This is a genomic window from Vibrio sp. 10N.247.311.49 (assembly GCF_041467655.1).
Taxonomy (GTDB): Bacteria; Pseudomonadota; Gammaproteobacteria; order Enterobacterales; family Vibrionaceae; genus Vibrio; species Vibrio crassostreae_C.
This window is the reverse complement of record NZ_JBFSVA010000010.1, coordinates 35,768-56,721: the sequence shown is the minus strand read 5'-3', so window position 1 is coordinate 56,721 and position 20,954 is coordinate 35,768. Positions and strand designations below refer to the sequence as shown.

General features: G+C 44.6%; 18 protein-coding genes. 6 read left to right on the top strand and 12 right to left on the bottom strand.

Annotated features, from left to right (window positions below; genetic code table 11):
* Positions 1 to 310: 310 nt before the first annotated feature.
* On the bottom strand, positions 311 to 928 hold the full coding sequence (locus AB6E54_RS11835; protein WP_012602993.1) for a cytochrome c: 618 nt from the start codon (positions 926 to 928) through the stop codon (positions 311 to 313).
* A gap of 148 nt (positions 929 to 1,076) precedes the next feature.
* On the opposite strand from AB6E54_RS11835, the gene yihA reads away from it, so the two are divergent.
* Together yihA and AB6E54_RS11825 are read left to right on the top strand one after the other, a co-directional pair.
* The gene (gene yihA / locus AB6E54_RS11830) at positions 1,077 to 1,736 is read left to right on the top strand and encodes a ribosome biogenesis GTP-binding protein YihA/YsxC (protein ID WP_017060162.1); all 660 of its coding nucleotides are present in this window, start codon (positions 1,077 to 1,079) and stop codon (positions 1,734 to 1,736) included.
* Positions 1,737 to 1,954: 218 nt separating this feature from the next.
* Positions 1,955 to 2,554 carry a GTP-binding protein gene (locus AB6E54_RS11825; protein WP_017060161.1) on the top strand — a complete coding sequence of 200 codons (600 nt, stop codon included), beginning with the start codon at positions 1,955 to 1,957 and terminating at the stop codon, positions 2,552 to 2,554.
* A 507-nt stretch (positions 2,555 to 3,061) separates the two neighbouring features.
* Here AB6E54_RS11825 and polA read toward each other — a convergent pair.
* From polA to hemB, 3 genes are all read right to left on the bottom strand, one after another.
* On the bottom strand, positions 3,062 to 5,860 hold the full coding sequence (polA, locus tag AB6E54_RS11820) for a DNA polymerase I (protein WP_102428482.1): 2,799 nt from the start codon (positions 5,858 to 5,860) through the stop codon (positions 3,062 to 3,064).
* A gap of 680 nt (positions 5,861 to 6,540) precedes the next feature.
* Positions 6,541 to 6,975 (bottom strand): GNAT family N-acetyltransferase, encoded by a 435-nt coding sequence (locus AB6E54_RS11815; RefSeq protein WP_017063054.1) that lies wholly within the window; start codon positions 6,973 to 6,975, stop codon positions 6,541 to 6,543.
* A 76-nt stretch (positions 6,976 to 7,051) separates the two neighbouring features.
* Complete coding sequence (gene hemB / locus AB6E54_RS11810) at positions 7,052 to 8,095, bottom strand: porphobilinogen synthase (RefSeq protein WP_017060158.1); 1,044 nt, start codon at positions 8,093 to 8,095, stop codon at positions 7,052 to 7,054.
* Positions 8,096 to 8,302: 207 nt separating this feature from the next.
* Here hemB and AB6E54_RS11805 point away from each other — a divergent pair, with 207 nt between their 5' ends.
* On the top strand, positions 8,303 to 9,064 hold the full coding sequence (locus tag AB6E54_RS11805; RefSeq protein ID WP_372105861.1) for a TatD family hydrolase: 762 nt from the start codon (positions 8,303 to 8,305) through the stop codon (positions 9,062 to 9,064).
* A 288-nt stretch (positions 9,065 to 9,352) separates the two neighbouring features.
* On the opposite strand, the gene tatC is transcribed toward AB6E54_RS11805, so the two are convergent.
* The 7 genes from tatC to rmuC all read right to left on the bottom strand — a co-directional run bounded on the left by tatC (position 9,353) and on the right by rmuC (position 15,689).
* On the bottom strand, positions 9,353 to 10,108 hold the full coding sequence (gene tatC / locus AB6E54_RS11800; protein WP_017060156.1) for a twin-arginine translocase subunit TatC: 756 nt from the start codon (positions 10,106 to 10,108) through the stop codon (positions 9,353 to 9,355).
* A 148-nt stretch (positions 10,109 to 10,256) separates the two neighbouring features.
* Positions 10,257 to 10,664: a Sec-independent protein translocase protein TatB gene (tatB, locus tag AB6E54_RS11795; RefSeq protein ID WP_004735566.1), complete on the bottom strand. Its 408-nt coding sequence runs from the start codon at positions 10,662 to 10,664 to the stop codon at positions 10,257 to 10,259.
* Positions 10,665 to 10,667: 3 nt separating this feature from the next.
* On the bottom strand, positions 10,668 to 10,922 hold the full coding sequence (tatA, locus tag AB6E54_RS11790) for a Sec-independent protein translocase subunit TatA (RefSeq protein ID WP_004735565.1): 255 nt from the start codon (positions 10,920 to 10,922) through the stop codon (positions 10,668 to 10,670).
* 54 nt (positions 10,923 to 10,976) lie between these two features.
* Positions 10,977 to 12,611, bottom strand: coding sequence for a ubiquinone biosynthesis regulatory protein kinase UbiB (ubiB, locus tag AB6E54_RS11785; protein WP_017079346.1), 1,635 nt, complete (start codon positions 12,609 to 12,611; stop codon positions 10,977 to 10,979).
* Positions 12,608 to 13,213, bottom strand: coding sequence for an SCP2 domain-containing protein (locus tag AB6E54_RS11780; protein WP_017086336.1), 606 nt, complete (start codon positions 13,211 to 13,213; stop codon positions 12,608 to 12,610). The genes ubiB and AB6E54_RS11780 overlap by 4 nt, the downstream gene beginning before the upstream one ends.
* 98 nt (positions 13,214 to 13,311) lie before the next feature.
* A complete protein-coding gene (gene ubiE / locus AB6E54_RS11775; protein ID WP_026012235.1) occupies positions 13,312 to 14,091 on the bottom strand; it encodes a bifunctional demethylmenaquinone methyltransferase/2-methoxy-6-polyprenyl-1,4-benzoquinol methylase UbiE in 780 nt (259 codons plus the stop codon).
* A 65-nt stretch (positions 14,092 to 14,156) separates the two neighbouring features.
* Positions 14,157 to 15,689, bottom strand: a complete 1,533-nt coding sequence (gene rmuC, locus AB6E54_RS11770) for a DNA recombination protein RmuC (RefSeq protein ID WP_104216340.1) — start codon at positions 15,687 to 15,689, stop codon at positions 14,157 to 14,159.
* Between the two features lie 138 nt (positions 15,690 to 15,827).
* Here rmuC and AB6E54_RS11765 point away from each other — a divergent pair, with 138 nt between their 5' ends.
* The 3 genes from AB6E54_RS11765 to AB6E54_RS11755 all read left to right on the top strand — a co-directional run bounded on the left by AB6E54_RS11765 (position 15,828) and on the right by AB6E54_RS11755 (position 19,826).
* On the top strand, positions 15,828 to 16,736 hold the full coding sequence (locus AB6E54_RS11765) for a DMT family transporter (RefSeq protein ID WP_102332586.1): 909 nt from the start codon (positions 15,828 to 15,830) through the stop codon (positions 16,734 to 16,736).
* A gap of 328 nt (positions 16,737 to 17,064) precedes the next feature.
* Entirely contained in the window at positions 17,065 to 18,237 is a 1,173-nt protein-coding gene (locus AB6E54_RS11760) for an amidohydrolase (protein WP_017079350.1), read from the top strand.
* A gap of 56 nt (positions 18,238 to 18,293) precedes the next feature.
* Positions 18,294 to 19,826, top strand: a complete 1,533-nt coding sequence (locus AB6E54_RS11755; protein ID WP_102332585.1) for an AbgT family transporter — start codon at positions 18,294 to 18,296, stop codon at positions 19,824 to 19,826.
* 10 nt (positions 19,827 to 19,836) lie between these two features.
* On the opposite strand, the gene AB6E54_RS11750 is transcribed toward AB6E54_RS11755, so the two are convergent.
* Positions 19,837 to 20,727: a LysR family transcriptional regulator gene (locus tag AB6E54_RS11750; protein ID WP_017079352.1), complete on the bottom strand. Its 891-nt coding sequence runs from the start codon at positions 20,725 to 20,727 to the stop codon at positions 19,837 to 19,839.
* Positions 20,728 to 20,954: the final 227 nt, after the last annotated feature.

The following is a 20,954-nucleotide window of genomic DNA, read 5'->3' as shown; positions in this document are numbered from 1 at the left end:
CACCTTGTTGCTGGGCTGTCCTAGCCTGATCCATTTCTGTCTATACCGTTAGACTAGATGATCATCCATATCTAAGTCAGCTCCTAGCTGATGGCGGTTACTTTACCGTGTTACAAAAAGACTACAAGAGTGCGACTTCACACTTTTGTACACAAATCGATCACACATTGATAAATCAGACATAAACACAAAACGCATTAATAAAACCAATACAAAAGAAAACGCCCCGACCATTACTGATCGGGGCGTCTCTTCAATCTCGCTCGAACGTACATTCCTTTACTCTGGCTAAGAGCAAGAAACCGACAAATTAGTGTAAACCACCAACGTACTTCGATAAGGTATCAATATCAGCGTCTGTTAACTTTTTAGCTACATCACGCATCATCGCATTCATGTCGTTATTACGGTCACCATCGCGGAATTTTTCAAGTTGAGCCTTGATGTAATCTGCGTGCTGACCTGAAATCTTAGGGAAACCAGAAAGTTCGGTACCATTACCACGAGGGCCATGACAAGCAATACACGCCGTTACGCCGCGTTCTGCGTTACCCGCTGTGTAAAGAACCTTACCTTCATCTACTACATTTTCAGGAGTAGAGTTACTAGAGATAGGTAGAGAGGCGTAGTATGCCGCTAGGTCAGCCATATCTTCTTCAGATAAAGGCATCGCCATTGCACCCATTACAGGTTCGTAACGACCTTGCTTACCACCACTTGTCATACCTAGCTTAAGCTCTTTTAACTGCTTCTCTAGATACTTCTCATGTTGACCAGCCAGCTTAGGGTACTGAGTGATCAGGCTGTTGCCGTCAGCACCGTGGCAGGCAACACATGTTTGTGATTTGGCTTTACCAGCTTCAATACTACCTTGAGCCCATACTGAGCAGCTGGCTAAAAGACTCAAAATTAGCGCTAATTTCTTCATGACATTCCATTATAATTATCAAGCTTCCAGTACCACTCTATGTTGCCACTCATGGTACAATAGGCGACCTTATGCCGAGCACGGTTATTTTACACAAATTCACAAAAAAGTAATCAATCGACTACACAAAGTCGAGATGGAGTTAACAGTGAGCGTAAAAATTCATTATCAAAACACGCATTTCATTACCAGTGCACCTGATATTCGTCATTTACCAGAAGACGAAGGGATCGAAATTGCGTTTGCAGGACGCTCCAATGCTGGTAAATCTAGCGCGCTAAATCGCGTTACAAACCAAAAAAGCTTGGCGAAAACCAGTAAAACACCCGGTCGAACTCAGCTAATCAACCTATTTAAGGTAACGGACGGTTGTCATATCGTCGATTTACCTGGATATGGCTTTGCTCAAGTACCACTTGAGATGAAGAAAAAATGGCAGAAGTCGCTAGGTGAATACCTACAACGACGTGAAAGCCTGAAAGGTTTAGTGGTATTGATGGATATCCGTCACCCAATGAAAGACCTTGACCAACAAATGATCTACTGGGCTATCGATAGCCGCATCCCAGTACAGGTTTTGTTAACAAAAGCAGACAAACTGAAAAGTGGTGCGCGTAAAGCACAGCTACTGAAAATCCGTAACGATGCAAAATCTTTCGGTGGTGATGTTGCGGTTGATGTCTTCTCTTCAATGAAGGGCATCGGCGTTGACCAACTGCGTGCCAAGATGGATGAGTGGTTTGCGCCTGCGCTTGCTGATCAAATCATTGATGAGTTAGCAGACGAAGAGCACAACGACTCAGAGTAGTTCCTCTACTTATCGCTATAGGTTAGAGCACTTACAACACGTGATTTAGCCTTATCAATGCCCCTCCTTATATAGGTGGGGTATTTTTTTGCCCAAAAATGAGTGAGTTAAGCCTAAGTTTTTAGTGTTAAAAATCGGATTTAGCCACTAAAACCAATAGAAGTGAACCATACTAAAAGACACATCTAAATAATCAGAACAATGAGAAAGGAATACTCATGTGGAAAACACCATTGGCCATCATTGCACTTATGTTGGTCTCACTGACAGGGTTTGCCTCTGAAGCAGAACAAGAACAAGCCCCACTGATCAATGTCGATATGACCTTAGACCTCGATGGCATGGAAAAGTACGCCCAAGATGCGAGTGAGTCTCTTGAGGTGATATCACAATCTTTGCAGGCGATAGTCAACAACCCCAACCTAAGCGACGACCAGCAACAAGCCCTCAATCAAACCGTTGAAAGTATCAATAAGCTTGCGAGCTCCACCAAGACATCACTCAATCAACTGCCACAAGCCTTAGACCAATCTCGACTCGCCTTTAAACAAACCAGTCAAATGCTGTTGGATGACATTCAGACCAAGATCATCATTGCGCTGGCGGCCGTTATCGCTGTCATTATTATAGCTTTGACCGCTATCTATCTGCTTATCCTGAAACCAATGCAGCAAACCTTGGTAAAAGCGACCAACAATATCTCTTCAATGGCGCAATCCATCCAGATCACCGCCGAAGCTCTGAAATATAGCACCGAGAAACAACAGAAAATCATGGATTACATTGAGCATTCACCGACTCAATACACTGATAAATAAGGCGTGAGCCATCAATCCTTTATCGATAACTTGTAAAATAAAAGTTATTTCAAGTGATAAAACAATCGACTTAGAGACGGATTTAAATTACCAAAAGCTGATCGAATTCCAGATCTAAGGCAAATCAGGGGTTTATCACTGTGCTTGAGAAAGTGTAATAAAAGGCACTAAAAATGAGAGGTTTTACGGGGGAATGATAGGTTGGAAATATTTTTCTTTCGCACAAGAAAAAACGCCCCAGTCAAATACTGACTGGGGCGGCTGAATCAGCCTAATCCAATAACGTGAAACAAAAGGTCTGAAAGATAGAACATCTTACCTCTGTACCCTACGAGATTTAATGTACAACAATTGCTCAGAAATGAAAACAACTTTTGTAGTTTTTTTTCATGAATGTTTTATTAAAACACCTAAATTCTTATTACGACTTAACTTTATTTGAGACAAAAAAAAGCCAGTGTTTGTGCACTGGCTCATACTAATTTGCTTATTAAGGTCAAAAACTGATTAGTGGGCTTGATCCCAGTTGTCACCGTGGCCAGCTTCCGCAACCAGCGGCACTTCTAGCTCTGCAGCTGATTCCATCAATTCTTGTACTTTACTTTCAATTTCGGCTAAAGATGACTCTTCCACTTCAAATACCAATTCATCGTGTACTTGCATCAATAACTTAACTCGACCATCGCCTTCCGCTTGGATCCATTCATCAACCAATAGCATCGCTTTCTTGATGATGTCTGCCGCTGTACCTTGCATTGGCGCGTTGATCGCCGCACGCTCAGCAGCTTTACGACGCATGCCATTACGAGATTGAATTTCAGGAAGGTGCAAACGACGACCGTAAATGGTTTCAACGAAGCCCTGCTCTGAAGCAGCACTGCGCGTGTCTTCCATGTACTGCATCACACCAGGGTAGCGCTCGAAGTAAGTATCCATGTAGTGCTGTGCTTCGCCACGAGGAATACCTAGCTGCTTAGCCAAACCAAAGGCACTCATACCGTAGATAAGACCGAAGTTAACGGCCTTAGCACGACGACGTTGTTCCGTCGTTACATCCTCAATATTAACGCCGATGATCTCAGCCGCAGTTGCTGCGTGGATATCTTTACCTTGTTGGAATGCTTCCAGAAGCGCTTTGTCACCCGATAAGTGCGCCATGATACGCAATTCAATTTGAGAGTAATCGACCGCTAGAATCTTCCAACCATGCTGTGCAACGAATGCTTGGCGGATACGACGACCTTCATCATTACGAATTGGGATGTTCTGTAGGTTTGGATCAGTAGAAGACAAACGACCCGTCGCCGTTACCGCTTGGTGGTAAGACGTATGAACACGACCAGTTTCAGCGTTGATCATCTTCGGCAGCTTATCGGTGTAAGTTGATTTCAGCTTCGCAAGACCACGATACTCAATGATCAGCTTAGGTAGCGGGTAATCCAGCGCAAGTTCTTGCAGCACTTCTTCATTGGTTGAAGGTGCGCCTGATGGCGTTTTCTTGATAACAGGCAAGCCCATTTTTTCAAAAAGGATCGCTTGCAGCTGTTTTGGTGAGTTCATGTTGAACTCTTGCTCTGCAATCTCGTAAGCTTTCTGCTCTAGCTCATCAAGACGAACCGCAATCTCTTGCGATTGAGCGCCTAGCAACATGTCGTCGATGAATACACCTGTGCGTTCAATACGAGACATCACTGGAATCAGTGGTACTTCGATCTCTTCATAAATCGCTTTTAGCTTTTCGTCTTGCTCGATGTTTTCCATTAAACGGTTATGAAGACGTAGCGTGACGTCCGCATCTTCTGCAGCGTATGGAGACGCCTCACCCAGCTCAATCTGGTTGAAAGTAAGCTGCTTCTTACCTTTACCTGCGATTTGCTCAAATGAGATGCAGCTGTGCTGAAGGAAACGCAGCGCTAGGCTATCCATATCATGCTTGCCGCCAACGCTATTAAAAACATAAGACGCTAGCATGGTGTCGTGCTTGATGCCTTTCATCTCGATACCGTAGCGCGCTAAAACGCTCATATCGTACTTCAGGTTTTGACCGACTTTAGCCTGTGCGTCATCTTCAAGAATCGGCTTAAGCTGTTCAAGTACCCAATCACGGTCGAGTTGTTGAGGTGCATCTAGGTAATCATGGGCAACCGGTACGTAAGCGGCAACGCCTTCTTCGGTTGCGAATGATAGACCAACAAGGTTAGCCACCATGTAGTCCAAGCTATCCGTTTCAGTATCAAAGGCAAACACCTCTGACGCTTTCAGTTTCTCTAGCCACGCATTAAAAGAGGCTTCATCTAGGATGGTTTCGTAGTTGCTGCGATCAATCGTCACTGCAGAGGTGTTCATTTCTACAGTAGATGTAGTTGATGCCTCGCTGCTGCGCACTGCACCCGACTTCTCATCCGCCTCAACCACACCGCTGCCGCCTTCAAGTAGCTCGTTCAACCAAGATTTGAAGACCAGTTGACCGTATAGCTTAATCAGCTCATCCGTATTTGGTTGTGCTTTTACAAGCGACTCAGGTGTCTCTTCTAACTCGACGTCCAGTTTGATCGTTGCAAGCTCGTAAGACATCTCAGCGTTGTCTTTATTATCAATCAGCTTCTTAGCCATGGTTTTTGAACCACGGAAGCCAAGAGCGGCAATATCATCCAGGTTTTGATACAGCTTTTCGATGCTACCAATGCCTTGTAGTAGAGCAGTTGCTGTTTTGTCACCAACACCTGGAACGCCAGGAATGTTATCCACTTTATCGCCCATCAGTGCAAGGTAGTCGATAATCAGCTCAGGTGGGATGCCAAACTTCTCTATCACGCCTTCGCGATCCATAACCACGTTGGTCATGGTGTTGATCAAAGTAACGTTGTCATCAACCAGCTGCGCCATATCTTTATCGCCAGTACTGATCAAAACCGGCATGCCCGCTTTAGATGCTTGAGAAGCTAGCGTACCAATCACATCATCCGCTTCAACGCCTGGGATCGAGATAAGTGGTAGACCCATTGCGCGAATCACGTTGTGCAAAGGTTCGATCTGACAACGTAGATCATCCGGCATAGGTGGACGATTAGCCTTGTACTCTGGGTACATGTCATCACGGAACGTCTTTCCTTTTGCATCAAAAATAACCGCAATACGATCAGAAGCAAATTGACGCATCATGCTGCGCAGCATGTTAACTACACCGTAAACCGCGTTAGTCGGGATATCACCATTGCTCATGGTGCCAGGGTAAGCATGAAACGCGCGATATAGGTAAGAAGAGCCATCGATCAGAATCAATGGATTATCAGGAATACGAGCCATAATGTTTGTGTATCCAGTAAGTACAGAAATTATCTGTTAAGAATGCCACGTCTGTTGGTTGGATTCCACGTTGTCGATCTGTATCCGTTCACTCGGTTGTGTTCGTTATAATCGATTTGTTGTTATTTTTTGTTCTTAGACGCAAGCGTTCTGTGGATAACTCTGTTTATATTATTTATCCACCCTGTTGAGAACTACGGTGAACAACTCAAAAAACACCAATAAACAACTGAAAATAAAGAATAATTTTACAGATCGAACAGATGATCAACGATCTTTTCTCGATCTTGCGTTGTGGAAAAGAATGCTGATGGCGTTTTATTCATAAAAATACGTGCCACTAAATATGCATCTTGTTGAAATGGTAGGTATAAAAAAAAGCGACACCCGAAGATGTCGCCTAGCAAAAACCGGTAAAGCCATTCAAATTGAATACCACAGCTTTACCTAAAAGCTATAAATTACACTGGAAGCAATGTGAGCAATGTCGTGTCAAAAAGAACTTAGTACAAGTTCGCGAGAATTCTGTTGGGTAACCAAGTAGATACTTGAGTACTTAACATCCTTGTGAACATTTCCTCATTCCCTAAGACGAAGTTAATAATAATGATTCTCATTTAATAGTCAACAATTAAATGAGAATAAATCTCATTTAATTTATAAACCGTTAACAGCAGTGCTTAAATTTGCTTCAAAAAATGGATTCTATGGTCATTAATGTCTTCTTTTTCTTCAAATCTTTCGATTAGGTAACCGTTTCTCAATAACAGGCGCAACATTGCAGGGAACTGGTTACGAGACTTAACCTTTAACTGTCTGTAGCCCTGCTCTTTCGCCCACTGTTCCTGAACGTCTAATTGCGCCTGTGCAACGCCTTTGTTCCTCGCGAGCGGTGACACGCCACCAAACCAGCTGTAAAAAGTATCTTGATCCAATTCATAGCCGATCTTAAAGCCAAGCAACACGCCAGCTTCTTCAGCCACTAAGATAAGGCTCTTTTTCCCTGCCAGCCGCTCTGACAGAGAAGCGACACTCTCTTTTTTAGCGAACTCAGAGATCTGCTCGACCACAGACACCACTTCTTCTAAAGAACCTTCACGTACGACAACTGACATCTTATTCATCCTTATAAACGAAAGGGCTGGCACAATGGCCAACCCTTTACTGATCACTTAAGTGAGATCTACACGGTTACTTTTCTTTTAAATGCTCAGCAGCTTGTGCGTTATCTTCAGCAAGCCACTCTGCGACATCTTTAGCGAAGTAAGTAAGAATGCCATCAGCGCCAGCACGCTTAAAGCACAACAGTGATTCCATGACGGTTTCGCGCTCTTTCAGCCAGCCGTTTTGAATCGCCGCTTTGTGCATCGCGTATTCACCAGATACTTGGTAAGCAAACGTAGGCGCTTGCAGTTCGTGCTTAACACGACGAACAATATCAAGGTAAGGCATGCCTGGTTTCACCATCACCATGTCCGCACCTTCATTAAGATCCATCGCGACTTCATGAATCGCTTCATCGCTGTTGGCTGGATCCATCTGGTAGTTCTTCTTGTTACCACCTTTCAGGTTCGAAGCACTGCCAACTGCATCACGGAATGGGCCGTAGTAGCACGATGCATATTTTGCAGAGTACGCCATAATCTGAGTATGAATATGGCCCGCTTCTTCTAACGCTTCACGGATCTTACCAATGCGACCATCCATCATATCCGATGGGGCAACTACGTCAGCACCCGCTTCAGCGTGTGATAATGCTTGCTTGATCAAGACTTCAGTCGTCTCGTCATTCATCACGTAACCATCTTCATCGATGATGCCGTCTTGGCCGTGAGTGGTGAACGGGTCTAGTGCTACGTCAGTAATAACGCCAATGTTTGGCACATGCTCTTTTAGTAAACGTACAGCGCGCTGCACCAAACCTTCTGAGTTATGAGCTTCAGCTGCGCATAAACTTTTAGCATCTTGGTTCACGACTGGAAATAGAGCAATCGCAGGAACACCCAGTTTTGACAGGTAATCTGCTTCCTCGAGCATGTAGTCGATCGACAAGCGTTCAACACCTGGCATTGACTCGACAGGCTCGCGGCGGTCTTTACCCATCAGGATAAACATTGGGTAGATTAGATCATCCACAGACAATTGATTTTCTGCCATTAGGCGACGGCTAAAGTCGTGCTTACGCATACGGCGCATACGGCGACCTGGGAATTGACCTTGAATTGAAACAGACACTAGATTCTCCTTGCCTAGTCTAAGCACCGAAATACTTAGATATGAAAAGTGCTAAATACAGGCAAAAGCATATCACTGATGGCTCAGGACGCTAGCAGTAAAATATGAAACCCACTCAAAAATAGGGATAAATGGCAAAAATGACCTTCTCCTCACACTGCCGTATACTCATGACAACTCAGTAAAGACCGCTTTCAGGACAAAACAATGATCGACACCCATGCTCATATTTACGCTAGCGAATTCGATGAAGACCGCGAACAAGTTGTGCAGCGCGCACTGGCTCAAGGGATTGATACCATTCTATTGCCGAACATCGATTTAGAATCTATCAAACCAATGTTAGCAACGGAAGCGCAGTTTCCTGATGTGTGCCGTTCAATGATGGGCTTACACCCTTGTTATGTGGATGCGAATATCGAGCAAACCCTCAAAACCATTCGAGCTTGGTTTGATAAGCATGACTTTATCGCCGTGGGTGAGATTGGTATCGACTTGTACTGGGATAAAACCTTCAAGGCTGAACAAGAGATGGCGTTTGTGACTCAACTGCAGTGGGCAAAAGAGCTTGATCTACCTGTGGTGATCCACACTCGTGATTCCATTGAAGAGACACTTGCCCTACTTCGTAAAGAACAAGATGGCAGCTTACGCGGGGTATTCCACTGCTTTGGTAGCAGCTTAGAGGAAGCTCAAGCGATCAACGAGCTAGGCTTTCATTTAGGTTTAGGCGGCGTTTCGACCTTTAAGAACTCTGGGATGGACAAGGTGATCCCACATCTCGATATGGATTACGTCATTCTAGAGACAGATTGCCCATACTTGGCACCAACACCGAATCGCGGTAAACGCAATGAACCAGCCTACACAGAATTAGTAGCAAAACGCATCGCCAAATTACGCGGAATTACCCTTGAAGAAGTCGAAAACATAACCACCAAAAATGCTAAGGCATTGTTTAATTTATGACAAATCTATTAATAAGTAATTATTACGGATTTTTCCTGAATTTATTTGAGAAAGCTAAGTGACATGTATAGTATCAACCACCTGCATATAGAGGTAGTTGATTATGTGTGACCATTCACAACACTTACAACGTCAACATCGAACCCTATGGCATAAAATTTTGGGCATCAAAGAGCTCTATATATGTCAGAACTGTGGCTATCAGTTAAAGATTCGATAAACAGACATAATAAAAAAGCGGCCCTAGGCCGCTTTTTTATTATGTGATTTTTACTGAAGCATTCCGAATCAAGATTCAGCTTCTTCCTCTTCATCCGCATCTGGCTTACGCGTATAAAAGCGTGCGAAAAACAGACCAATCTCAAACAGAATACACATTGGAATCGCCAACAGTGTTTGCGAGATCATATCTGGTGGTGTCAGCATCATACCGATGATGAAAGCACCCACCACAATGTAAGGACGCTTTTCAGACAGAGATTGAGGCGTTGTTGCCCCCGTCCAACACAACAAGATAATCGCAACAGGCACTTCAAAGGCAATACCAAAAGCAAAGAACAGCGCGAGTACAAAATCAAGATAGCTTGAGATGTCGGTTGCGAACTCTACTCCCCCTAATGATATGGCCGTAAAAAAGCCAAATACCAACGGGAATACAATAAAGTAAGCGAACGCCACACCACAGTAAAACAGCAATGAACTTGAAGCCAATAGCGGCATGATCAAGCGTTTTTCATGCTTGTATAAACCCGGAGCAACAAAAGCCCACACCTGATACAAAATAAACGGAACCGCGAGGAATATAGACGCGATCAAGGTTAATTTCAGCGGTGTGAAAAATGGCGATGCAACATCGGTTGCGATCATCGTCGCCCCTTCCGGTAGACGATCTACCAAAGGTGCTGATACGAATTCATAAATATCATTAGCAAAATAAATTAGCCCGACAAATATCACTAGCACCGCGACAATCGCACGTAGTAGGCGATTACGTAGTTCTAGAAGGTGGCTAATTAAAGGCTGTGTCTGCTCAGTCGAAGACATGTCAAACCTCTTAAACAGGAAGATCGAAAAGGAGCCGCGCGTGTATCTATCCAGTTGAATTGGTATCCACTTGAATAGTTATTTACTTGAATAGATATCTATTTAAACATCTAGCGAATCAAGTATCCGGCGACTCCTCCTTGCGAGACTATTCGGCTTTCTTATCTGACGGTGCTGAAGCTTCACTGTTGACCTGAATGGTTTCAGATTCCACAGTTTCCGTGACACTAGGTTCAGTCTCACTCGGCTTATCAGACTCAGGCTTGGCATACGGGCGTTGAACTTGAGCAGCGGCCTGCTTAAGTTCATCAACTGATGCTTTTAGGTCTGGAGATAAATCTTCCATACCCATTTTTTCCGCCTTGCGTAGGTTTTCTTGCAGCTCTTGCACCTTAAGCTCGTGAGAAAGTTCATCTTTCACACTGTTTGCCATGCTTTTCGCTTGTCCAACAAACTTGGAAATACTGCGAATAGCCACAGGCAAACGCTCAGGCCCTAAAACCACTAACCCAACGACAGATATTAATACCAGTTCCCAAAAACCGATATCAAACACGATTTACGCCTGCTCTTTGTCTTTCTTTGTTTCAGCAGTCGTTTCAGCGCTAGCTTCTTTCTTCTGCTGTTCAATGTTCTTTGGTTCAAAGTCTGCGTCTTTCTTATCTGCAGGCTTATCTTCATCGCTCATTGCTTTTTTGAAGCCTTTCACCGCTGAACCTAAGTCACCGCCCATGCCGCGCAGTTTCTTCGTTCCGAAAAGTAAAATTACAATCACAGCAATGATTAGAAGTTGCCAAATACTGATACCACCCATTGTCATTGTCCTCGGGTCTGTCTACACATAAAAAATATTAAGGGAGTCTACTGTCTAACGACGGTAAGCTCGCCAACTTAGCAGCCAAAATGTGACACCTGCGATGCCACAGCCCATAGATAGCTGCTCATAAGGGCTTGAAACTAATATTGCGGAGCATACGACTAAAGTAGCTCCAACGCCAAACAAAAACTTTCCTGTTGCTTGCTGACGCTTACTATCTCGGTAACCTTGATAAAGCTGATCCATTCTGTGGTTCATCGCTTTACCTTGGCGCAAGCTGTCATAAAGTAGCTCTGGCAGCTCTGGCAGTTTTTCTGCCCAGAATGGGGCACGCTCTTTTACTGCGTTGATCACAGCTTGCGGCCCCACCTGATTCATCATCCAGGTTTCAAGGAAAGGCTTCGCCGTTGCCCACAAATCAAGTTGCGGATACAGCTGACGGCCTAGGCCTTCGACATACAACAAGGTCTTCTGAAGAAGCACCAACTGAGGTTGAACCTCCATGTTGAAACGTCTTGCTGTATTAAATAAGTTTAGCAACACATGGCCAAATGAGATCTCACCAAGTGGTTTTGCAAAAATTGGCTCACACACCATGCGAATCGCGAACTCGAAATCGTTAACGTTGGTGTCGTGTGGCACCCAACCCGAATCCACGTGCAGCTCTGCGACCTTACGGTAATCTCGATTAAAGAAAGCCAGCAGGTTCTCTGCTAAATAACGCTTATCTTCGCTGTTGAGCGTACCAACAATGCCACAATCCAAACCAATCCACTGAGGGTTATCCGGATTTTCTGGATTAACGAATACGTTACCCGGGTGCATGTCGGCATGGAAAAAGCTGTCTCGGAATACTTGAGTGAAGAATACCGTCACGCCACGTTCTGCCAACAATTTCATGTTGGTGCCGTTGGCGTTCAGCGTTTCAATATCGGAAACCTGAATACCATAGATTCGCTCTGATACCATCAGGGTTTCACTGCTTAAATCAGGGATAACCTCTGGGACATACAGCTCTTCGCTGCCTTCAAAATTACGTCGCAGCTGAATGGCATTGGCTGCCTCTCGGCGCAGGTCCAGTTCATCAATTAACGTTTTTTCGTACTCGTGAACGACCTCAACCGGTTTCAAACGACGTGCTTCAGGAAGCGACTTAGCGACTATACGCGCCATTCGGTGCATCAGTTTTAGATCTGCATCAATCACCGGGCGAATATCAGGGCGAATTACCTTCAGAACAATCTCGCGGCCGCTCTCTTTAAGCTTTGCCGTATGCACCTGAGCGATAGAAGCCGAGGCCAGTGGCTCGATATCAAAGTCGGTAAACCAGTTATCTAAACTGCCACCCAGTGCCTTTTCCATATCTTGCTTGGCCAATGCGCCATCAAATGGAGCGACTTGGTCTTGCAATAACGCCAATTGATCAGCGATATGAGGAGGGAACAGATCACGACGTGTCGACATCATTTGACCAAACTTGATCCACACTGGCCCAAGTTCTTGCAGCGCAAGGCGTAAGCGATGACCCAGCTCTTTATCTTGATGCTTGTTCTTAAGCCAAAACAGTGACTTTCGCGCCAGTAAAGGAGCTTTAGTCAAATGGTGCTCAGGCATCAATTCATCAAGGCCGTACTCTAACTGTACCTTGATAATATGATAAAGACGTTTCAGTTCTGTTGGGGTCATATTTTCTCCAACAGAGCGTTCAACTTAGCTTCAAGGCGAGCTACCGAGCTTTTTACGTCATCAACCTGATCGCAAAAATGCACCACTTCTAACGGAGCCGGTGCAATCTTCCACTCTTCTGTCAGAACCTGAGCAACATGGTTTTGATGCTTAGTTGCTTGCTTCGCCACAAAACCACCGACGTTTTTAACGCCTTGTACCACGGTATGCGCAACCACATCGCCCGTTACGCGCGATAGCCACTCTTCTAAGTCCGGCTTGCAGTCTGTCATCAGCTGAGCAAATTTTTGTGCGAGTTGAATGTCACCCTCTAAGATCAGCTTATCTTGCTTGATCAGCTTGGTGATGTTCGATTGCTCACGCAGTTCAGGCAGTACCGATAGGTTCAAAGATAGGTAGCAATCAGGTTGCCCTTCATATTCCGACAACACATCGATCTGTTGGCTAAAAACGAAAGTGAGTGTTTTATTCAACTCTTTCAAATTAACTTGAATGATCTGCCCCTTTAAACGAGACAAACGACGAACCAAGGCGGGATCATCGTTCACGAAAGTATTTAAAGAGGTTTCAATAACCGCGGTGACCAATGGATCAAATGGCATGACTGTCCTTACCTTTGAAAACGGATAAGCCTTAACCTATCCGTTCTGTCTTTATTCTTATTTTTTAGCACGCCCTACGAGCCTGCTACCAAGTTCGACTAGAACTTGTAACCACGGTGCAGCGCAACAATGCCGCCCGTTAGGTTGAAGTATTTTGTATTTTCAAAACCCGCTTCTTGCATCATGCCTTCCAAGGTTTCTTGGTTAGGGTGCATGCGGATTGATTCTGCAAGGTAACGATAGCTGTCTGCGTCGTTGGCAATCAGCTCACCCATTTTTGGCAACAGGTGGAAAGAGTAGGCATCGTAAACCTTTGAAAGAGGCTCAAGTACTGGCTTAGAAAACTCAAGAACCAACAGACGACCGCCCGGCTTCAGCACGCGGTACATTGAACGCAGCGCTTGGTCTTTGTCGGTAACATTACGCAGGCAGAAGCTGATGGTAATGCAATCGAAGTAGTTATCAGGGAAAGGCAGCTCTTCAGCATTTGCTTGAACGTAATGTACGTTGCCAACAATACCGCTATCACGCAGTTTATCGCGGCCAACATTCAGCATTGAGTTGTTGATATCAGCAAGAACCACGTGGCCTTTTTCACCAACGATACGCGAGAATTTCGCAGTCAGGTCGCCAGTACCACCACCAAGATCTAGGATGCGTTGACCAGGGCGAACGCCACTGCAATCAATCGTGAATCGCTTCCACAAGCGGTGAACACCACCCGACATTAAGTCATTCATGATGTCGTATTTAGCGGCTACAGAGTGAAATACCTCTGCTACTTTCGCGACTTTTTCGTCTTTTGCGACTGTTTCGAAACCAAAGTGTGTGGTTTCTGACTCTACTGCTGAATTTGTCTGCACGCTTGTGTCCATAATGCTGTTATCTACCATGGTAAGTTCTCATCGACAGCACACGCTCTATTTAGAGGCGCTGCGGCCGATTAGTTTACTTTATCCTCAGTAGGTTGTCTTTCTACTAAAGAGACATTTTCTGAAAAAGCCTCATTTTGAGCCATTTCAGCCAAGCCTACCGAAATCGGTTTCTTCACCTCAACACCGAGTTGCTTGAAGCTTTCTGCCTGACGAATCACGTTGCCACGCCCAGTCACCAGCTTATTCATTGCTCCTTGGTAGCTTTGGTTGGCTCTATCTAATGAGCTTCCAAGACCTTCCATATCATCAACGAACAGGCGTAATTTGTCGTAAAGCTTGCTCGCACGTTCTGCGATAACCTGTGCGTTCTGGTTCTGTCTGTCGTTACGCCACAGGTTATCAATGGTACGCAGTGCCACCAGCAAAGTGGTTGGGCTGACCAAGATGATGTTTTGCTCCATCGCATCTTTCACCAAGCTAGGATCCGCCTGAATCGCCACTTGGAATGCTGGTTCAACCGGGATAAACATCAACACATAATCCAAGCTTTGGATGCCTTTGAGCTGATGATAATCTTTCTGGCTCAAACCTTTGATGTGCGCTCTTAACGACACCAAGTGATCACGCAATGCAGCATCACGCTGCTGGTCGGTTTCAGCATTGAAGTAACGCTCAAACGCCACCAAAGCCATTTTTGAATCCACCACCACTTGCTTGTCTTGTGGCAGATGCACAATCACATCTGGCTGGTAACGCTTGCCCGCATCGTTTTGCAGGTTCACTTGAGTTTGGTATTCATGACCTTCGCGCAGCCCTGATTCTGCCAGCACCCGTGCCAGTACTACTTCGCCCCAGTTACCCTGCTGTTTATTATCGCCCTTTAGTGCTTGAGTCAGGTTCACCGCTTCACGCGTCATACTCTCATTAAGACGCTGCAGGTTTTTAAGCTCATGCACCAAAGTATGACGCTCTTTGGCTTCTTGGCTGAAGCTGTCGTTCACTTGTTTCTTAAAGCCTTCCAACTGCTCTCTTAGTGGAGACAACAAACCTTCTAGGCTCTGCTTATTCTGCTGATCGACCTTGGCGGTTTTGGTTTCAAACAGTTGGTTCGCTAACAATTCAAACTGCTGCTTAAGTCGTGATTCAGCTTGCTCTAGCAACTGCAGCTTTTCGCTATTGGCGAGGTTTTCTTGGTCATGCCTTGCTTCTTGCTCGCGCAGCTCGGCTTCTAATTCAGACTTATGATCTTTAAGCACATTGATCTCATCAGCGTACTGCTGGCGCTCTTGCTTTACCGCCTCAAAGTAGCGCAGTTTTTCCATTGCAGCCATCACCTTACCGTGCGCCTGCTTGAGCTCGAATGCCGCTTTGTCTCGGTCATCATCTAACTCATCGAGCTCTTGTTGCGCCTCTGCGAGTGATGCTTTGAGCTGAGCTTGCTGAGATTCATGCAACAAACGATCGGACTCTAGCTGCTGCTCGAGCAATCGCTGCTGAAAAGAGAGCTTCTGTTTAATCCACCAACCCACCACACCGCCGCTGACGAGCGCGCCAGAAATTGCAGCAATAAGCGTTGCCTGATGTTCGATAATCCATTGCATGATAATGATTTAGCCTAATTGGAAATAACTCATTAAATGGTATTTTGATACTGGATAAATGTCCAGTTTGCCGTATTAAAATTCGACAGATAGACTAGGCGCTCCGTATTCTGTCCCATCAAATTAGAATGAGTTGCCATGAACGAACGTCGTGCCTTGGGCTTTGGCCTTTCCGCAGTACTGCTGTGGTCAACGGTCGCTACTGCTTTTAAGCTGACCCTTGCTGAGTTTTCACCTATTCAAATGCTGACTATCGCTAGCATTGTGTCGTCGATTGCGCTGATCGCAGTCTGCGCCTTTCAAGGTAAGCTCTCTCAGCTGAGTACAACGTTCCTTTCAAACCCTTGGTATTACCTGCTGCTCGGCTTGGTTAACCCATTGGCTTATTACCTGATTCTATTCAAAGCCTACGACCTACTGCCCGCTTCTCAAGCTCAAGCCATCAACTACAGCTGGGCTATCACGCTAACCTTAATGGCGGCGGTTTTTCTGGGGCAAAAGATTCGTAAGCAAGATTGGATTGCGTGTACCTTCAGCTATGCGGGTGTGGTAGTTATTGCCACCAAAGGCGATGTGTTAGGCATGCAGTTCGATAGCCCACTCGGTGTGGCACTGGCGCTGCTTTCTACTCTGCTTTGGGCGGGATACTGGATTCTAAACACCAAAAACAAGGCTGACCCTGTGATTGGCGTATTGCTTGGTTTCTTAGTGGCATTACCTTTCGCGATCGGTTTAACCCTTTACGAAGGCGAGAGCTTTAGTCAAATCACAGCAAAAGGTTGGATGGCTGTGACTTACGTAGGCCTGTTCGAGATGGGCATTACCTTTGTCTTGTGGCTCTCGGCATTAAAACTGACCAACAACACGGCACGTATCAGCAACCTAATTTTTGCCTCGCCGTTTATCTCGTTGATGCTACTTTCCACTATTATCGGCGAAGAGATTCACCCAGCGACCCTGTTTGGCTTGGTACTGATCATTGCCGGCCTTGTTATCCAGCAGATCAAATGGGGAAAGAAGAAAAACAACCTCAGCCCTGAAAGTTAATGCCCAGAAAGATTAGGATTATCGCACTACGCGACTTCCCGAATTATCAACGATAACAAGCTTTGAATACAAAAATGGCGAGTCCTATGACTCGCCATTTTTATTTTAATTATTAAGCATCTACCTCTAGAGTCATGTTAGTTCCCTAATATTTCACTGAAGTCATTTTCAGCGAATAACCCCAACACCTCCGATATTCAAAAACACCACATCAAAAAGTTCGATATAGATTGCTATAAGTTTTACTAATAAGACTATTACGCATCCAACTAGGTAATACGACACCGTCATGATTATATGTTATGAAAATGTTACCTAAGGAAATGACGTGTCCCTATTACAAGAACTAGAAGAGTGGCTACCAGAAATGGTAGAAATTAGACGAAATATTCATCAACACCCAGAACTGGGTTTTGAAGAGCACAACACACAAAGTATGGTAATCGCCAAGCTCAAGGAATATGGCGTTGAACAAATAGACTCTCGCTTTGGAGGAACAGGCGTTGTTGCGGTTATCCAAGGGGAACTCGGTGACGGAAAAACTTTAGGTTTAAGAGCCGATCTGGACGCATTGCCGATCCACGAAGAAAACAACTTTTCTCACCGTTCTTGTCAGGCCGGAAAAATGCACGCATGTGGGCATGATGGACATACCACAATGCTGCTATATGCAGCAAAATACCTCGCAAAAAACCGTCAATTTAATGGTAAAGCCGTACTCATTTTTCAACCCGCTGAAGAAGGCGTTGGTGGCGCGCAAAAAATGCTTCAGGATGGCTTACTTGAGTGCTATCCATTAGATGCATGTTACGCACTTCATAACATGCCAGGAATACCAGAAGGGCATTTCGCATTCAAAGAAGGACCGATCATGGCAAGTTCCGATCGTCTCTTTATTCAGATTAATGGCAAAAGTGGGCATGCGGGCCTACCACAAAACACTCAAGATCCTTTATTAGTTGCGACCCATATCTATCAAGGTATACAAGGCTTAGTTAGTCGAACTTATAGCCCGTTTGAACCGCTTGTCGTTTCAGTCACACAGTTACATTGCGGTGAGACAACTAACGCTATCGCTGATACCGCTCAAATGAGTGGCACCTTCAGAACTCTCTCCCAAAATGTGCGAGACCGCTTGGTCTCTCAACTTGATACTTTGGTTTCTCACACTGCCATGGCTTTCGACATGACCGCACAATTCTCCCTAGGTCCAATATCTCACCCACCCACCGTCAACAGCTTCCCCGAAGTCGAGACAGCAGTGAAAGCCGCCTCTTCAGTCGTTGGTAATGATCAGGTTAACGCAACATGTGAGGCTTTATTAGCCAGCGAAGACTTTTCTTTTTTTCTAGACCAAGTACCGGGATGTTATGGGTTCATCGGCAACGGATTAACCATCAATGGAGAAACGATAGGCTTGCACCACAAGAACTACGATTTCAATGATCGAGTGTTACCGACCGGAGCCGCATACTTCATCTCTCTACTTCAACAAAACTAGCTCATAAAAATTAGCACAGGGGTCACGGTGACCCTCAATAATCACAGGAGTGTGAAATGTCAGGTTTACTAGATCAAAAACAACTCCCTCAGAAAGTCAGCATAATTGATCGTATTGAGAAGTTTGGTGACCGAATACCCCATCCATTCTATATGTTTATTACCTTATGCTTAGCGGTCATATTCTTGTCTTGGATAGTGTCGACTTTTGGTGGGAATATAGCGCACCCTTTGAGCGGAGATGAAATCAAAGTAAAGAACCTGCTCAGTGGCGAAGGGTTTGTGTACATTCTAAATTCAGCTGTATCAAATTTTATCGCGTTTAAACCTCTTGGTTTGGTACTTTGCATGATGCTCGCGGTAGGGCTTGTTCAAGAAGTAGGATTAGCAGACTCAGCAATTAAACAATCGCTTTTAAACGCACCCAAAAATTTCGTAACTGCCTCTATATTTCTAACCGGGATCATCGGTAACTTAGCATCTGATGCGGCGTTTATCTTAGTGCCTCCTTTAGCTGGCATCATTTTCTCTGCGACCAATCGAAACCCTGTCGTAGGAATTGCTGCTGGCTTTGTTGCTGTGGCCGCAGGCTTTACTGCCAACGTATTTATCGCAGGAACGGATGTTTTACTCTCCGGTATTTCAACAGAAGCTGCCCGCATTGTTGAACCTGTAGAAGTTAGCCCCGCGGCTAACTGGTACTTCATGCTTCTTTCGGTACCTCTCTTGGTCATACTTGGAACACTTATAACAGACAAATACATAGAACCGCGATTTGATAAGCAAACAAAACGCTCTGCCGAAGAGTCTCCACTGAGCACTGAAAACCCTGAGAAATATAGTGTCACCGACATTCAAAAACGAGCTTTAAAATGGTCTGGGTACGCATCAATTGTTTTTATCCTAGGAATGGTGGCGCTACTACTTCCAAGTGATTCGCCATTGAAAAACGCCGATGGCGGCTTAGTTCCATCTCCCTTCCTTACTGGCATAATCCCAATAATTATGGCGTTTTTCATTATGAATGCCGTGGTTTACGGTGTAAAAGCCGGAGAGATAAAGAAAGCGAGTGATGTGCCCGATCTGATGGCGAAGTCATTGCATGGTATTGGGGGTTACATCGTCTTAGTTTTTGTTATTGCCCAATTTATTGCTTGGTTTAATTGGTCTAACTTGGCTATATTTTTCGCTGTGAATGGCGCTGAAATGCTCGCTCAGGTTGAAGTGCCAAAGCTATTAATGTTAGCCATGTTTATGATACTTGCAGGGTTCATGAACCTGATTGTTTTCAGTGGTTCGGCTCAATGGGCAATCATGGCCCCAGTCTTTATTCCACTATTCATGCTACTGGATATATCACCTGAATATACTCAGATGGCTTACCGAATCGCAGACTCAACAACCAATATTATATCTCCAACAAACCCTTACGTGCCGATGGTATTAGCGTTGATAGCCAAATATAACCCCAACGTAAAATTCGGTACATTTCTAGCTATGATGGTCCCATATGCATTCTTTCTATTTACAATCTGGGGAGCTGTATTCTTGACCTACACTATGCTAGGTCTACCTGTTGGACCTATGTAGACCGCGTAAACTACAGTTTGAGACTGACTTGCTTTCTGAGCATTAGATTAAACTCATCGATGATCTGTCGGTGAGTTTCTTTTCTTGTAATTAGCCCAATTGAACGATATTGAATTGGTTTTACTATTGGGATAAATCTCAAGTTCTCATGAGCATGTAATGAAGCGATGGTTGAGGATAAAATAGCAGAACCTAAACCGCTATCGATCATACCAAGCAATGTTGAAGTGTGTGACGCACTAATTTCAGGATCATAGGTAAGACCTGCTCGCATAAATGCCTGGTCAGCAAGTGTTCTTAAACTATTTCCTGGACTGATACCAATAGAAGCATACTGATGAGCCTGCTTCCAGTTAACCTCACTCTCTGCACTCAAGTGATGAGCCTTATTACAGGTAAAGCATAAGTGATCACGAAACAGCAGTTCAAAATTTAGTTCCGAGTTATTAGGGGGAGTACCAATACCTATATCCGCACGTCCTTCTAGAACTGAATTATGGATATCATTAACTCGCTCCTCAATTAACCGAAACGAAAAAGATGGGTGCGTTCTTTTCAGCTCACTGATGGTTTTCGGAACCAATGAAGAACACATTGAATACAAAGACGAGATAACCAGCGTTCGATGGTAGCCTTGCTGACGAGCTTTATTTTCCAACTCCCACTTATCCAAACGGTTAACAATGAACAAAGCTTCTTGATAGAACGTACGACCAGTTTCAGTTAGCAGTATTTTTCGGCCTCTTTTCTCAATAAGTTCTGAGGCAGTTTGTACCGCAAGTTTTTGCATCATTTGGCTCAATGCAGATTGCGTAATGTGTATTTGTTCAGCCGCGGCTGTAAAACTTTTAGTTTCAGCAAGAGTAATAAACGCTTTAAGTTGTCGATAACTCACATCCATAAGACTGACACCACCTTAAGTATTTTCTTTGCACAAAGTTATCGATTACGAAACATCAATAAGAAGACTCACAATATAAGATTCACACAAAGCGATAGAGTCAGTTCAGCGTCATGGGTTGCTACAATGTGTGTGGCTTCTCATTAAAAATCATATCAAGCAGAAAGTTTTACAACCGTTCTGTGCCCTTCCAATTTAGAGTGCGAAGTGACTAAGGAGTTGGACTT